A 15,531-nucleotide genomic window follows, 5' to 3' on the forward strand; every position below is an offset into this window, starting at 1 on the left:
GTGTAACATGAGTAAGCTTAGACATAAAATGGGTCATCCTTCCATGCAGTATGCATGGAAGGATGACCCATTTCGTTAAATTTTATTCATTTCCTTAACTTGATGGCTATGAGCCACCATACTAGTCCTTTTTCTTATTAGTTCTATTAAATTCTTTTTTCTTAATTAACTTGAGGATAATAAAAGCAACTATTGTAGATAAAAAGACGAAGAATAATTGCAGATAGTCTAAATGGAATAATTGATTGAAGCTGTCTAGAGTTAACGCTGCAACGCATGTCCTTACTTCACCAAAAATATTTTATGTTTTTAGTTTCATCCCTGCCGGTGCAATTGTAACAAGTACAGTATTTTCTCCTCTTTACTCCCATTATGTTCAATACGCTTTGTCACAATTCCATCTTTCATAAACAAAATACAATCTCCTATCTCCGCCGCCACGTCCATCATATGTGTGGAAAAAATAACAATTGTCCCATTCTTCTTGATGTCCTGTAAAACTTCGATGAATGCATTGACCCAAAATGGATCCAAACCATTTGTCGGTTCATCTAATAATAATAGTTTCGGTTTCCCTAACAACGCTTGTCCAAATACTAAGCGTTGCCGCATTCCCTTCGATAAATGTTTTACAAGTTCATTCCTCTTTTCAATCAGACCTATTTTTTCTAAAATCTCTTGTATTTGTTTTTGACTCACCTTTCGTAACACACCATAAAAAGAAAGAAATTCGTGCACAGTCATCATTTCCTGCGCATGGAAGTCATCTGGCATATATCCAATTTGCGACACGTATGCATTCCTGTTTTCATGGAGGGCAATACCGTTTAATACAATTGTACCTTCTGTCGGTTTTAAAATACCTGCCAATATATGAAGAAGTGTACTTTTTCCTGCACCGTTTCCGCCGCATAGTACGATACAAGTTCCTGCGTCTACTTGAAATGAAAAGTGAGAAAGTGCTTGTTTTGTCTTATATTCTTTTGAAACCTCTGTAACTTGTAAAAATGTCATTGCATTTTTCTCCTTTCTAACTTCCATGCAGAAAGAGTAAAGCCACAAGCCATATATATCAGTGTATATAAAATGAGAACTCCCCACGCCGCCCCAGATTGTAAGAAAGTAACTAGAGTATCGTATGATTGTCCAAATATCGCACCACCGCCTAATTGAACAACAAATACGATGCGAAGCAATTCAGCAGGATTGATAAACAAAGCTATTTTTAGAAGTACAGCAATCATCGGATACGGAACAAGGCTAAGAACCGCGATAAGCGCAGTAGGCCAAATCATAATAAAGAAAAACCACACCCCAACAGATATTGTTAGCGCCTGCCATCTTGTTACGACAAAAGAACCGATCACGAAACCCATTATTAGAAAGAAAAGCATTAATACTACCCCGAATACATAAAGAGCCAGCACCCATTTCATAGATAATGCACTTCCACTAATGAGACCGATAATAAGACTTATACCATAACTAAGTGTAAAAATAATGAGCTGTGCTGTAAATTGTCCGAATGCTTTTCCCGTTATGTAAGCAGCACTAGAGATGGGATACGTACTTAATAACCGCCACTGTCCGTTTTCCATTTCATTCGCGATAGAAAAAGAACTGATAATAAGCATAAATAACGGAATAATATACAGCACTAAGTTCGCCATTGTCCCCGTCATATTTGTGTATCCTGTTATAGCAGGCGTATTTCGCTCTAATAAAAACAGTAAAGACAGAACGCTCGTCCAAAGGATGACAAATGTATAAGATGAACGTTGTCTTATCGTGATCCGCCACTCAGATTGCCAAATGTGCCACATAATATCCCTCTTTCCATATTTCCATCAGTAGGTCTCCCCCACCTATCTTCTTCGCTTCTCTCTCAATCTTGTGATAAAGTGAAACTTTAATCAGTGGGGGTTTTCTTCATCCCCCACTGATTATTAGCCCTCACCAATCGGGCTTTTACGAGCAGTTTATCTCCCGCCTAACTTCTTTGCTTCCGTTGAATTTTGAGGCGGGATAAAGACTTACTGCCCGTTAATTCAGGATAAAAAAGGACAACCGGAGCGGTTGTCCTTTTTTATTAATGAGAATGATTCATATCCTTTTTCTTTGCATTCTCTTCTTTTATTTTCATCATCATATCCATGTTCTTGTTCCATTCATGCTTTTCTAATTCTTTTGCTGTTAACACTTCACCTTTATTTTTAGAGACAAAGCTTTCCGCATCTTTTTTATCTTTGAAAGAAATCACATTATAAGCCATCGGTGTTTTAATCTCTTTGTCATAAACATAAGTCGCTTTCTCTACTTCAACCCACTCTTTTGTATTGTAATCACGTACAAATTTTGCTTGCAACTTTTCATTCTTGTTTTTATTCACCCATTTGTACAGGCAGCCAAGATCATCAAATTTTAATGATTTACCGTTTTCAAGAATTACTTCTGTTCCAAATTGATCGTTCGTCACAAGCATATTACAATTGGCACATTTATCATTTTTCTCGTCAATTGATACTGGCTTAACTTCCTTTTTCCCGCAGCCAACTACTGTCAATAAAAGAGCTGCAACTATTGTAATGAATAAACCTTTCCATTTCATCTTCTTTTCCTCCCAATTTTAAATAAAGTAATACTTATTGCTAACATACTCACACTGATCATTCCGATTTGCATCTTAAATGAAGAATTGTTTTCTTCCTTCTTTCCTCTAATTGTCATCGTAGGTTCATGATCAGTTAAAACTTGATTTTCAGGACTTTTCAACAATGTTTGGAGTACAACCATACCAGGTGCTTGAAAAAACAACTGATATTCAGGGACTTCATTTGTTAGTGTTAGAAAAAATGGATCTGCTCTGTGTGGAATGCTACTAATACCATTTCCCTTTGTATCCAGTTTCAAGGATGCGTCCCAATAATTATGTATAATTTTATTTTCAATGCTCTTTATCGCTTGAGACTCATTTACATTTCCAATAAAGACATTGTCAGATACATTATTTTCATTCGCATTTTTAAATTGCATGCCAATAAAATTCCCGTTTACTTCATTATCTGAAATACGGTTGTTATTCGCATTTTCCACATACATCCCAACACGATTATAAGAAATTCGATTGCCAATCGCTTCCGTTTTCTCTACATCATACAGTAATAAACCCTGTGCATTGACATTACGATTATTGAAAGTTAACTCGTTCCTCTCAATTTTTGTTTCTTTTGTTCCCATCACCATGGCACCTGTAATATTGTTGTGAGACTTGTTATCCTGTACGGTTATGTGATTAGAAAACATAACATGTATGCCATAACGAGAGTTTCCGATAGCATTACGAGTTATTCGATTAAAATGACTATTTTCTATATAAATGCCATCTCTTACTCGATCAATCTCGACTTCTTGAATCACATTATTATTTGATTCCCATAAGTCGATTCCGTTTCCTTTAGAACTCCCTTTAATAAAACCACCTTCTACAACCGTACCACTTGTCTCATTTAATTTAATCCCGAACTGCTTTGTGTAGATTTGAAGATTTTTCAACCGATGATTCTTACCAGTAACACGAATAGCTTCCGTGTCTGCTCTACTGCTGCATTGTTCTACCTTTATATGCTTCAAGGTGACAGATTGTCCTTTTACCGTAATAACAGGTTCTTTACTACAAGAACGAACAGTGACTTCACCTGTCCCCTCCAAAGTAACAGGCTTTGAAAGAACGATTGTCTCATTATAGATACCACTCGGTATTTTTACAATTCCATATTCAGGAGCAGCGTTAATTTGAGATTGTAACGTATCCTGTGCATACGTATGGAATGAAAAACTTACAAAAATGATACAAAAGAGAAAAAAAACTCGAGTTATTTTCATATAGCAGTCCCTTTTTCCTCTAAATTAAGTCGACCTACATGAAGGATAACAAACAATTGTGTGAAATTTGTGAAGTAATTTTGTATTTTTTGACAAAAAAAGATATTTTTCAAACTTATATAAATCCATTTTGTTTTTTCAACATATAAGTCGCTCGTATGAAGAACAAAACATAACCGCTTCTATGTATGGCCAGATACTCTCACCCCCGCAAAAAAGAAAGAGGTTTTTATGTCGGTTTTTCACTTTGTATTTATATATGATTCCTCTATAAACTAGAAAAATAGGATCCTCACTTGAGAATCCTATCTTTTATAAAATATTTTATTCTTTCGGCTCAATCATTTTCTTCGGATCTACAATTTCATCAAATTGATCCTCTGTTAATAAACCTGATTGCAGTGCTGCTTCTTTTAATGTTAATCCCTCTTTATGTGCATATTTTGCAATTTTCGCTGCATTTTCATAACCGATATGCGGATTTAATGCCGTTACAAGCATTAACGAGTTATTTAAGTGCTGCCTAATGATTTCTTCATTTGCTTCAATACCTACTGCACATTTATCATGAAATGAAATAATCGCATCTGCTAATAATCTAGCAGATTGTAAGAAATTATAAGCAATGACCGGCTTAAAGACATTTAATTCAAAGTTTCCTTGACTTGCTGCAAAGCCGATTGTTGCATCATTCCCCATAACTTGCGCTGCGACCATTGTTAAAGCTTCACTTTGCGTTGGATTTACTTTTCCTGGCATAATAGAGCTCCCTGGCTCATTTGCCGGAATCGTAATTTCCCCAAGGCCGCTGCGCGGTCCGCTTGCAAGCCAGCGTACATCGTTTGCAATTTTCATCACATCAGCGGCTAACGCTTTTAACGCCCCATGCGTATAAACAACTTCATCATGACTTGTTAATGCATGAAATTTATTTGGTGCTGATACAAAATGTTTTCCTGTAAAATTACTAATTTCTTCTGCAACCATATCACCGAATTTTGGATGGGCATTAATCCCAGTTCCAACTGCAGTACCACCAATTGCAAGCTCTTTCATATATGTACTGCTTTCTATAATCATCCGCTCTGTCTTTTCAAGCATACGATGCCAGCCGCTCACTTCTTGCCCTAACGTTAACGGCGTTGCATCTTGCAAATGAGTACGACCAATTTTAATAATATGAGAGAAATCATTTACTTTTTCTTGTAACGTGTTTTTTAATTTTACTACTGCTGGTAATACTTGTTCTTCTACAGCTATCACACACGCAATGTGGAGTGCTGTTGGAAATGTATCATTTGAGCTTTGAGACATGTTCACATCATCGTTCGGATGAATATGTAAATCAAGCCCTTTTTCTCGTAAAATGTGATTTCCACGGTTGGCGATCACTTCATTCACATTCATATTAGATTGTGTACCACTTCCTGTTTGCCAAACAACAAGCGGAAAATGATCATCCCATTTTCCCGATAATATTTCATCAACTGCCTCTACAATTGCATCTGTCTTTTCATATGCTAGCTTTCCTAACTTTTGATTACTAATCGCTGCACTCTTCTTTAAAATTGCAAATGCCCGAACAATTTCAAGCGGCATACGCTCTGTTCCAATCGGAAAGTTCTCCTTACTCCGCTGCGTTTGTGCTGCCCATAATTTATTAGCTGGAACTTTCATTTCTCCTAATGTATCTCTTTCAATTCTGTACTCCATGTTTTCATCCCCTTAGAATCAAATGCCTTCTTTTTTATTTTACTAAAAACACAGAAAATAATAAATATTACCACCAGGAATCAAAATCATCTATTGATAATATAAATTAGTTCAAAAAAAAAAAATCATCCCCGCTATTAGCGAAAGGATGATTTTTTCATACTACGATACTTGCTTTTCCTTCTCTACATCATCTACATACCAAATAAATTTACCTGTATATCCGTAAATAACAGCGAGCGCTAATGATACAAAGCTCAGCCACATAAATGGTAAGTAAGATAACGTCGAAACGCCTAGAATCCCCGCCATAAAAATACCGTTATCAGACCATGGAACCATCCCTGATGTGAGCGTTCCACCGACTTCTGAGTTACGAGCTAAAATGCGGCGATCTAATTTTAATTTATCATAGCTTTCTTCCATAATTTTTGGCGTTAAAATTAACGATACATACATAGCGCAGCCAAATACGTTTGCTAAAAATGCAACAATTAAAGTCGAAAGTGTTACATTACCTGCAGATGTTAATTTTTTCTCAAACTTCGAAACAATAACTTTCAAAACGCCAAGCTTTTCTAGTAAACCACCAAAACCAAGTCCAAAAATAATAACAGCAACTGAACCGAGCATTCCTTCAATTCCGCCGCGATTTAATAACTTATCAATGAAATCGATACCAGAATCAATAGAAAACCCTTTGTAAGCTGTACCAAGCGCTTCTCCAAAAGGCATGCCTTGGAACACAGCTGCCCAGATGGCACCAAGAAGAGCCCCCATTGCAATTGTAGGCATAGATGGACGTTTCATCGCTAAAAGTATAATGACAATTAACGCTGGAACAAGCATCCAAATGTGAATATCAAACTGCTTTAATAAAGATGCCTTTAGGAAATCTACTTTTTCTAAATCTACATTCTTCCCGCCATATGTCCAGCCTGCAACTGTAAACATAATACCCGTAATAATATAAGCTGGAATATCTAAATACAACATCGCACGAACATGTGCAATAACATCTACTTTCGCCATAGAAGCTGCAAGTACAGTACTATCAGATAATGGTGATAATTTATCTCCGAAATACGCACCGGACAGAACTGCACCCGCTACAAGAGGAAGTGGTAATCCAAGTCCTTCCCCGATTGCCATCATTGCAATACCAGCTGTACCTACCGTCCCCCAGGAAGTACCTGTTGCGATAGATGTAATAGAACAAATAATTAATGTTGCTAATAGAAAGATACTTGGGTGAATAAATTCTAAACCATAATAAATAAGTGTTGGCACAACACCACCAGCAATCCAAGTTCCAATAAGGGCACCAACTGCTACTAATATTAAAACTGCTTCAAGTCCATTCGAAATTCCTTTTGTAATCGCATCTTGTAATTCTTGATAGCGAAATCCAAGTCTTAATCCAAGCGCAATGACAAGAAACCAAGAAATAAATAACGCAAGCTGAATCGGTAAATTAAAAATTGTCTGAAATGAAAAGACAACACCTAAAAACAACAGCAAAAGGATGATGATTTCTATCATCGATGGTAATCTTACACTTTTCAAATTTCTTCTCTCCTTATGACGTAATAACATGATGCATGTCGTTTAGTTATTTTTACATAAATATAACTAGATAAAGTATAAATATTCACATTATTCCGATTTGTTTTTTTAGTATAATAAATGCACGACCTTTTTATTGTAAAAGTACAGCCTGTATTTCGCAATGCTAATTTGAAAAAATATATTAATTTTTCTTATCTTATTAATATTCAATCCGAGTCATCAAAAAGAAGCTATTTTAAAATTGATAAAAATAGCTTCTTTTTGTATTCTCAACTACCAAAAGTTTGTATGATGCTTTCAATTAAATTAATGTATATATTCATTCTTCGACATCTTTGTCTAGCTCTGCCTCCTAGGCAGAATACAACATGACCGCTTCTATGCAGGGCCAGATGCTCTCGTCCGCCTAAATAAAAAGAGGGTTTTTATATCAATTTTAAAATTTGTATTTATAGATAATCAATAATCGAAAACGTTATTTATAGCAACGACAATTCAATCAATTTCATAAGTTGCTGTTTCGTCTGACTTAAATAGGTTCTTTTTTTAGAAGAAATTAATAATCCTATAGGCATTTTAGGATCAAATCCCCTAACCTTAAATGATATTGAATTTTGCTTTAAAATAGTTCCTTTAGGGATTATACCTATCGTATCCCCAAAAACTATTTGTGGAATAAGATGCAGGGCACTACAATTATAGACTCTTTTAAAAGATAAATGGTTCTCTGATAAAAAAGCATTCACAGATTGATAATAATAACAACTATTCTCTCCAATCAAAATAGGGTAATTAATAATATCAGATATTTCAACTGATTCTTTTGATAATACTGGATGATTGGGATTACTTACTATAAATTCGATTTGTTCTTTACAAAGTGGAGTGAAATTCACATTAGAAATATTTTCATTGTTTCCACAGACAGCAAAATCAATCTTATTTTGATCGATCATTTGCGATAAAAGCGCTGTATTTCCCACAACAAAATCACAATGTATGTAAGGCTTCTCATCGTTTAAATATTTTAATATAGATGGAATTATTTTTTCCGCAACTGATTCCAATAATCCTATTCTTAAATTCCCCTTCTCTTCATTACTTATACGCTGCGCTTGAGATATTGAATAATCCCAATGCATTAACAAGTTATCTACTTCCTCAACAAACAATATACCTTCATCTGTTAATCGAGCATCCCACCCTCGTTCAAATAGAAGAAAGCCAAGCTCATTTTCTAGTTTTTTTATATGTGTTGTTACAGTTGACTGAGCATAGTTTAATTTTTTAGCTGCGAGTGAAAAAGTTCCTTCTTCAACAATCTTTTTAAATGTATGTAACTCTTTTATTTCCATTTCCACACCTAATCTCTATCGGTTTTATTGATAATAATGTTATTTATTTTCAATTATACAAATCAAAATCACAGAAGTAAAATAACGTTATAAGAAAGGGAGTGAATATATGCCGCTTGTTACTGTTTATTATTCAGAGGGGCAATTAAATAAAGAAGAGTTAAAAAAGGTAAGCAATAGTATTCATCATTCATTAATTGAACATTTTAAAATTCCCGTAAATGATTACTTTCACATGTTTTTACCTTACCCATCTAATCAATTTTTTTACGATCCTTATTATCTCTTAGAAGGGGCGAAAAAGAGAACAGATAAAATGATACATGTTTCTATTACATGTGCACCAGGAAGAACATTACATCAGAAAAGAAAGTTGTATCAATCAATCTCGGAAGCTTTTTATAGTCATTTAAACATCTCCACAACTGATATTTTTATTACATTACACGAGACATCTGCTGAAAACTGGTCATTTGGTCAAGGAATAATGCAAATGGTTACTATGAAGGAGGAAAGAAATAATGAATGATCGTATCGAATCCAAGATACCAAAGAAAATGAGAGATATTGCTCCCGACTTTGTTGATTACGGTGAAAACATATTGTTTGAAAAAGTATGGAGAGATCCGACATTAACATCAAAAGAAAGAAGTTTAATTACACTTTCCGCTCTAATTAGTATCGGCAATACTGAACAACTACCATTTCATCTACAATTAGCTAAAAAGAATGGAATGAATGAAAAAGAAATTATTGCTTTGATAACACATATGGCTTTTTATGTTGGATGGCCCAAAGCAACTACAGCGCTAAATAAAATACTAAGTTAAAAATAACATTATAGTATTTCTTAAAGCATCTATTTAACAACAAAAGAAATAATCAACTTTTCCATGAAACCAAAAATCTACATTCAAACATAAAAGCCATTTTGACTAAGCTTTTTCAAAATGGCTCCTTTTTATTTTGTCGTACAATCCAGTTTTGAGGAACACTTTTAATCAAGCCTGATTTTAAACTACACCCTTATTTTATAAATAGGCTGTTTCCCCTTAAAAATTGTATTATTTGTCTTTGGTGATGGTTATCGTGGTCTGTAAATTCCTTAACAATATATATAAGTGAATAAGGTGTTCCTGTATGTGGACAATGAGTTACACCGTTTGCAGTTAATGGCCTTTTTAATTTTTCGGTTGGTAGCTCGTTAAGTTCTTTTACAAGTAGTTCCCTTGTATTTTTTGCTTCTTCAAGAAGTTTTGATTGTGATATACTTGATTTTGCGTAGTTTGACGCTTTTTCATTATGTGTATCAAAATCTGGAAACTCCATTCCCTTTTCATTTTGTACAGATGGGAGGACTTCTGTTAATAAATGATTATCCCAATTCATAATATGTGCTATTATCTCACTTACAGACCATTTACCATCAGCTATCGGTTTAAACCATAATGTTTCATCCATTTCTTTTAAAGTGATTAGCCAAGATGAATAATGATTAAAATGACTAATTATATTTTTTTCTTCACTCAACTTGATCCCTCTTTTCTAAATTAAGTTAATATAATTATAACATAAAACCTAAAATAAACAAACATACGTTCCTATTCTTGTATTATGTTGCAAAAACAAAAATCTTTGAGAAAACAGCCCAAAAATCAAATGAAATAACTTTATTATTTCACTTCTCTCCCATTCTTGAGAAACGATCTTACTACCCGCAAAAAACGAGATAAAATTCCCGATAAAAAAACTGCTGAGAATCTTTTCTCAACAGTTTTTTTATCCAACAATTCTTTCTTCGAGCTTTTCTTTTTTCTCTGAAAGTAACGCATACGGTGTACACATATACGTCATGGCAACTGGATCATATATAACACGCGCTTTCACACCAAATACTGTTTCAAACAATTCATCATTTAAAATATCATTTGGTGCTCCTTCCATTACTTTATCTCCATCTTTAATCGCAACAATGTGATGCGCATATTTAGCCGCATGATTTAAATCATGTACAACCATAACAACCGTTCGATTTTCTTCTTCATTTAACTTTTTCAATAACTCTAATATTTCTAACTGGTGGGCCATATCTAAATACGTTGTCGGTTCATCTAGTAATAATAACTCCGTATCTTGCGCAAGTGCCATCGCAATCCAAACGCGCTGACGCTGTCCACCTGACAGTTCTTCTAATGTACGATCTGTAAATTGATTCATTCCAGTTACTTCAAGCGCCCAGTTTACCATTTCGTGGTCTTTCTCCGTTCGCTTTCCTAGTAAGCGTTGGTGCGGATAACGACCATGCCAAACGAGATCTTCTACCGTTAATCCTTCGGGGGCCGTCGGTGATTGTGGTAAAATTGCCAATTTCTTTGATACTTCTTTTGTTGGCATCGTATGAATGGCTTTACCATCTAAATATACGTGACCTTTAGTTGGTTGCAGCAGCCTCGCTAACGATTTCAAAATCGTTGACTTCCCGCATCCATTTCGGCCAACTAGTGCCGTAATTTTCCCTTCTGGAATATATAAATCAAGATGATTAATAATCGTTTGATTTCCGTACGTAAGCTCCAACTGTTCTGTATGTAAACTTGTCATCTTGTTCCCTCCTTATTTGTTATTTATAGGAGACTATGTTCCCTTTCTAATCACGAGTAAATATATAAAATACGGTGCACCAATAAGTGCTGTTATAATACCAGCTGGTATTTCAATTGGTGGAATAATAATTCTCCCCACCATATCTGCACCCGTAACGAGTAATGCACCAAGTAACGCTGAAACTGGCAAGAACAATCTACTGTCTGAACCAACAAGCAGACGCGCCGCATGTGGGATAACAAGCCCTACAAAACTAATTGTCCCTGCTACTGCTACTGAACTTGCAGCTAAGGCAACAGCCACGCCGATTAGAACAAGACGAACAACATTAATACGCATACCTAAACCTTTTACTGTTTCTTCATTTAATAATAAAAGATTAATTTGCTTATAACATATAAATGTAATGGCCGCTCCCATTATCGTCCATGGCCATAGCATGCCAACATGTTCCCAAGATCTTGCATATAAACTTCCCTTTAGCCATACAAGAGCTTGTGAGGAATCAACTGCAAATTTCACAATAATAAATGTAATCAGAGCCTGTAGGCCCGTAGAAATTGCCACGCCGCATAGTGCAAGACGTTCCGGTTTTACTCCTCCTTTTTGATACGATAATACATACACAAGCAAACTCGCAATCATTGCCCCGGCAAATGCGACAACAGGGAGCATCATTGCCGGCACACTCGGAAACATAAGAAGCATAATAACAGCTGCTAATCCTCCGCCAGCCGAAACCCCAATAATATCAGGTGCTGCAAGCGAGTTCCGTGTAACGCTTTGTAAAATGGATCCCGATAATGCCATGTTAATTCCGACTAAAATCGCTATGATAAGACGCGGTAAACGATATTTTAATACAACACCTTCTCCTGTCATCAGTCCTTCTATAATCTCAGCAAGTGGTGTTGATACAGCGCCAAGCCGCAAACTTAATAAAGAAAGTGCAATTAGCAATATAAAACCTACTATTATAACAATTGTAAACCGGCCAAACTTCTTCATTTCACAGCACCTCGCTTCCTTCTCATTAAATAAATGAAGAATGGTGTGCCTAAAAGTGCTGTTATTACGCCAACAGGTGTATCTGCTGGATAAGACACCCACTGCGCCGCAAAATCTGCGATGACAAGAAGATTAGCACCGAGCAATGCTGAAAATGGTAAAATAATTCGATAATCTTGGCCAACTAGTTTTCTTGCAATATGCGGAACTATGAGTCCGATAAATCCAATCGGTCCAGCTACCGCAACCGAACTACCGACAAGAAGAACAATGAAAAACGCAAATACTCTCCGAATACGAAGAACATTTACTCCAAGTCCACGCGCTGTCTCTTCACCAAGAGATAAGATATTCAATTGATTTGCTAGAAAAAAAACAAGAATGATAACAGGAACTGCCGATACGAACATCATTTTTATATCTAGCCAGTTTGCCCCTGATAACTTTCCGGCCATCCAATATAAAATCTCTGTTAGTTGTGTTTCGTATAACAAAATCGCCCCTGTCGTTAATGATCCAAGGAATAGACTCACTGCAATACCAGCAAGTACAAGACGTGAAGGTGTATATTCACCGCGAAATGATAATGAATAAATAACACTTCCACCTGCTGCGGCCCCGAGAAAAGCTGCTAGTAAAATAACGAAACTCGCATCTTTCTCTCCAAATACTAAAAGGGCAATAACAACAAAACAAGAAGCCCCTTGATTGACTCCCATAATTTCTGGATCAGCTAACGGGTTTCGCGTAATTCCTTGTAAGAGACACCCGGCAACAGCTAATGCCGCGCCAAGTAAAGCTCCTAGTACGACACGCGGTACACGTACTTGCCAAACTGTATAGTAAATTAAGTTTTTTGTATCCGTTGCAAATACTTCGGATATGTTATGAAATGATAATCCTTTTACACGAAATAATGCGGAGAGAGCTCCAACCATTATTAATAGTAGAAAAAAGAAAATAAATTGCAAAGTAGAAGAAGCATACGGGGTTAACGCCCGTCTGCTTCTAGTTTGTGTATGATACAAAGTCTCCAACTCCTTATTTAGAAGACTGACCTGTTAATGCCGGAAGCGCCTCATCTAAAATTTTATTTGCTGCAATTGGTCCGCGCCCACGTGCCCAAAGATTACGATCAACATCAATTACATGCTTTTCTTTCACTGCTTTTAAGTTATTGTATAGTGGATTATTTTTAAACTTCTCTACATTTTCTCCATATAAGAAGATATAGTCAGGATTGATTTCATTGAGACGTTCCATCGTAATTTTTGCAATTTCTGCTTTACCTTCTGTTTTTTCTTTTTTACCTTCATATGCGTACTTCACACCAACATCTGTCATTAACGAACCAATAAATGAATCTTTAATCCATACAGAAAATTCATCATCAAAGGCACCAATAACTAGTACTGTTGGATTCCCTTTTACTTTCTCTTTTGCTTTTGAAATTTTATCTTGCAATTCTGTGCGAATCTTTTTCGCTTGTTCTTCTTTTCCAACTGCTTTCGCAATGGTATCCATATTTTTCATTACTTCTTCATAGCTGTTATCATCGAATGCAATTGTTGGAGCAATATCTTTTAATTCTTTTTGAATCATATTGTGGCGATCTTTACTTGCAATAATTAAATCTGGTTTCACAGATGAAATAACTTCCAAGTTCGGTGCTTTTCGCTCCCCAACATCTTTAACTTTTGATGCTTTATCTTGTAAATATTCTGGAATTTTCGTTTTCCCTACGCCAGCATTTGCAACTGGTGTAACACCTAAATCTACTAATGTATCAATAAATGAGAAATCAAGAGTTACAATATTTTTTGGTGTTTCTTTCAACTCTGTTTCTCCCCACTCATGTTTCACTTTCACTGATCCTGCTTGATTTGTTGCCCCTGCTTTATCTTCTTTTTTAGCTGTTTCTTTTGCTCCTCCACTGCAGCCAGCAAGCGCTCCCATCGCTAATGACATAGCTACAAGTAAAATACTCATTTTTTTCCTGTTCATTATGTAGTCCCCCGTACAAATAATATTGATAATCATTTTCATTTAATATGATAGCATAATTTTAGAAATTGTCTATCATTTTCCCAAAAAAAATATTTTTTGGGAATGATTCATGAGCAGTAGCCCCACTGATGGAAGTTTCACTTTATCCCGCACCAACGGGCAGTAAGCCTCCCACCTCAAGATTCAGAGAAAGCAAAGAAGCTAGGTGGGATATAACTGCCCGTAAGAGCCCGATTGGTTCAACTAACCATCAGTGGGGGTGAAGCCTCCCCACTGATGGAAGTTTCACTTTATAAAACAAGCGCTTTTTGCAGCACTTCATCATATACATATTGTTTTTGTATAAGTGAAGAAACCATACCGCTTTGCAATGCACTATACGCCGGAACAAATATCATTTTGTCCCCTATGCGGTGCGGTGTGCTATCCGTTATATCAACAATTAAATGATCACTACTTCCACCAAGAATTTCAATATTCTTATCAAAAGTTCGTAAACCGCTAATATCAAGATCCTGTCTTCCTATTGCAACAATTGCTCGCAGTCGCTCTCCTTTATCTTCGAAAGACGGAACTTGGCCAAACGCATCTCTTCCAATGACTCCTCTTGGCATAGACGGCTTTCTTTTTATTTCAATGATTTCTGCTTCAATTGAAAAGACATCTTGGTACATAAAAGGGATATGTTTCCCATATGCTGTTTCCTTTCCTAGAAAAATGGCTTCTCCAATCCGTAAAGAGTTGACACGTCCAATATGTTTTTTTTGCATAATAAGTGGTAATGAACTTGAATTACCTCCTGAGATAAGCCGAAGCTGTGTCCCTATTTTTTTCTCTACTAACTGTGCTAATTGCGTTAATTCTTGCAATGAACTTTCAGTTGGAATCACACCGCTAAAGCAAGTAAAGTTTGCTCCAATACCATCGAGTGCAATTCCAGGTATATTCGATACTCTTTGCGCTGCTTCTACCACTTGATGCGGCATCATTCCTTCGCGAAGATCACCTAAATCAACCATTAAAATGACACGATGTACTTTTCCATATGTTCTCGCTGCTCTTCCTAATGCTTCTATAATACTTAGTTCAGAATTCAAACTAATATCCGCACAACGAACCGTTTCTTCTACTTCCGACAAAGCTGGCGTACGAATCAATAAGAGCTCAGCTTCTTTTCCGACAATGGAACGAATGTGATGAAGATGCTGTAATCTAGAATCAGCAAATCTTGTATACTTTGCCTCTTGAAGCGTTTCAATTACCTCTTTCGCAGCGCCGACCCCTTTTGTCACTGGGAAACATATTATATTTAAGCGCTCACATAATTGCTTCATCATCATGGCATTATGCTTCAATTTTGAAAGATTTACTTTTATGATAGGCATCATGTTCA

The 15,531-nt window shown here is 35.9% G+C and carries 15 protein-coding genes; 2 read left to right on the forward strand and 13 right to left on the reverse strand.

What is annotated here, in order from left to right; translation table 11 throughout:
• Positions 1–315: 315 nt before the first annotated feature.
• From MR076_RS21735 to MR076_RS21765, 7 genes are all read right to left on the reverse strand, one after another.
• Positions 316–1,014: an ABC transporter ATP-binding protein gene (locus MR076_RS21735; protein ID WP_242224068.1), complete on the reverse strand. Its 699-nt coding sequence runs from the start codon at positions 1,012–1,014 to the stop codon at positions 316–318.
• On the reverse strand, positions 1,011–1,823 hold the full coding sequence (locus MR076_RS21740; RefSeq protein WP_242224069.1) for an ABC transporter permease: 813 nt from the start codon (positions 1,821–1,823) through the stop codon (positions 1,011–1,013). The genes MR076_RS21735 and MR076_RS21740 overlap by 4 nt, the downstream gene beginning before the upstream one ends.
• A 266-nt stretch (positions 1,824–2,089) precedes the next feature.
• Positions 2,090–2,608 carry a nitrous oxide reductase accessory protein NosL gene (locus tag MR076_RS21745; RefSeq protein WP_242224070.1) on the reverse strand — a complete coding sequence of 173 codons (519 nt, stop codon included), beginning with the start codon at positions 2,606–2,608 and terminating at the stop codon, positions 2,090–2,092.
• Complete coding sequence (locus MR076_RS21750) at positions 2,605–3,882, reverse strand: right-handed parallel beta-helix repeat-containing protein (protein WP_242224071.1); 1,278 nt, start codon at positions 3,880–3,882, stop codon at positions 2,605–2,607. Before MR076_RS21750 ends, MR076_RS21745 begins: the two co-directional genes overlap by 4 nt.
• A 324-nt stretch (positions 3,883–4,206) precedes the next feature.
• Positions 4,207–5,595, reverse strand: coding sequence for a class II fumarate hydratase (gene fumC, locus MR076_RS21755; protein ID WP_242224072.1), 1,389 nt, complete (start codon positions 5,593–5,595; stop codon positions 4,207–4,209).
• 162 nt (positions 5,596–5,757) lie between these two features.
• Positions 5,758–7,161 (reverse strand): Na+/H+ antiporter NhaC, encoded by a 1,404-nt coding sequence (gene nhaC, locus MR076_RS21760; RefSeq protein WP_242224073.1) that lies wholly within the window; start codon positions 7,159–7,161, stop codon positions 5,758–5,760.
• A gap of 482 nt (positions 7,162–7,643) precedes the next feature.
• Entirely contained in the window at positions 7,644–8,519 is an 876-nt protein-coding gene (locus MR076_RS21765; protein WP_242224157.1) for a LysR family transcriptional regulator, read from the reverse strand.
• Positions 8,520–8,628: 109 nt separating this feature from the next.
• On the opposite strand from MR076_RS21765, the gene MR076_RS21770 reads away from it, so the two are divergent.
• Positions 8,629–9,048 carry a tautomerase family protein gene (locus tag MR076_RS21770; RefSeq protein WP_242224074.1) on the forward strand — a complete coding sequence of 140 codons (420 nt, stop codon included), beginning with the start codon at positions 8,629–8,631 and terminating at the stop codon, positions 9,046–9,048.
• Entirely contained in the window at positions 9,041–9,349 is a 309-nt protein-coding gene (locus tag MR076_RS21775) for a carboxymuconolactone decarboxylase family protein (RefSeq protein WP_242224075.1), read from the forward strand. Before MR076_RS21770 ends, MR076_RS21775 begins: the two co-directional genes overlap by 8 nt.
• Positions 9,350–9,545: 196 nt before the next feature.
• Here MR076_RS21775 and MR076_RS21780 read toward each other — a convergent pair whose 3' ends face one another.
• From MR076_RS21780 to MR076_RS21805, 6 genes are all read right to left on the reverse strand, one after another.
• The gene (locus tag MR076_RS21780; protein WP_242224076.1) at positions 9,546–10,049 is read right to left on the reverse strand and encodes a DinB family protein; all 504 of its coding nucleotides are present in this window, start codon (positions 10,047–10,049) and stop codon (positions 9,546–9,548) included.
• Positions 10,050–10,298: 249 nt separating this feature from the next.
• Positions 10,299–11,120 (reverse strand): ABC transporter ATP-binding protein, encoded by an 822-nt coding sequence (locus MR076_RS21785; protein WP_242224077.1) that lies wholly within the window; start codon positions 11,118–11,120, stop codon positions 10,299–10,301.
• Positions 11,121–11,153: 33 nt separating this feature from the next.
• On the reverse strand, positions 11,154–12,131 hold the full coding sequence (locus MR076_RS21790; protein WP_242224078.1) for a FecCD family ABC transporter permease: 978 nt from the start codon (positions 12,129–12,131) through the stop codon (positions 11,154–11,156).
• On the reverse strand, positions 12,128–13,159 hold the full coding sequence (locus MR076_RS21795; RefSeq protein WP_242224079.1) for a FecCD family ABC transporter permease: 1,032 nt from the start codon (positions 13,157–13,159) through the stop codon (positions 12,128–12,130). The genes MR076_RS21790 and MR076_RS21795 overlap by 4 nt, the downstream gene beginning before the upstream one ends.
• Before the next feature lie 13 nt (positions 13,160–13,172).
• On the reverse strand, positions 13,173–14,135 hold the full coding sequence (locus MR076_RS21800; protein WP_242224081.1) for an ABC transporter substrate-binding protein: 963 nt from the start codon (positions 14,133–14,135) through the stop codon (positions 13,173–13,175).
• Between the two features lie 293 nt (positions 14,136–14,428).
• A complete protein-coding gene (locus tag MR076_RS21805) occupies positions 14,429–15,526 on the reverse strand; it encodes an alanine/ornithine racemase family PLP-dependent enzyme (RefSeq protein WP_242224083.1) in 1,098 nt (365 codons plus the stop codon).
• Between the last annotated feature and the right edge of the window lie 5 nt (positions 15,527–15,531).

The sequence above is a fragment of the Bacillus cereus group sp. BfR-BA-01380 genome, assembly GCF_022663535.1.
In the GTDB taxonomy this organism is placed as follows: Bacteria; Bacillota; Bacilli; order Bacillales; family Bacillaceae_G; genus Bacillus_A; species Bacillus_A cereus_BB.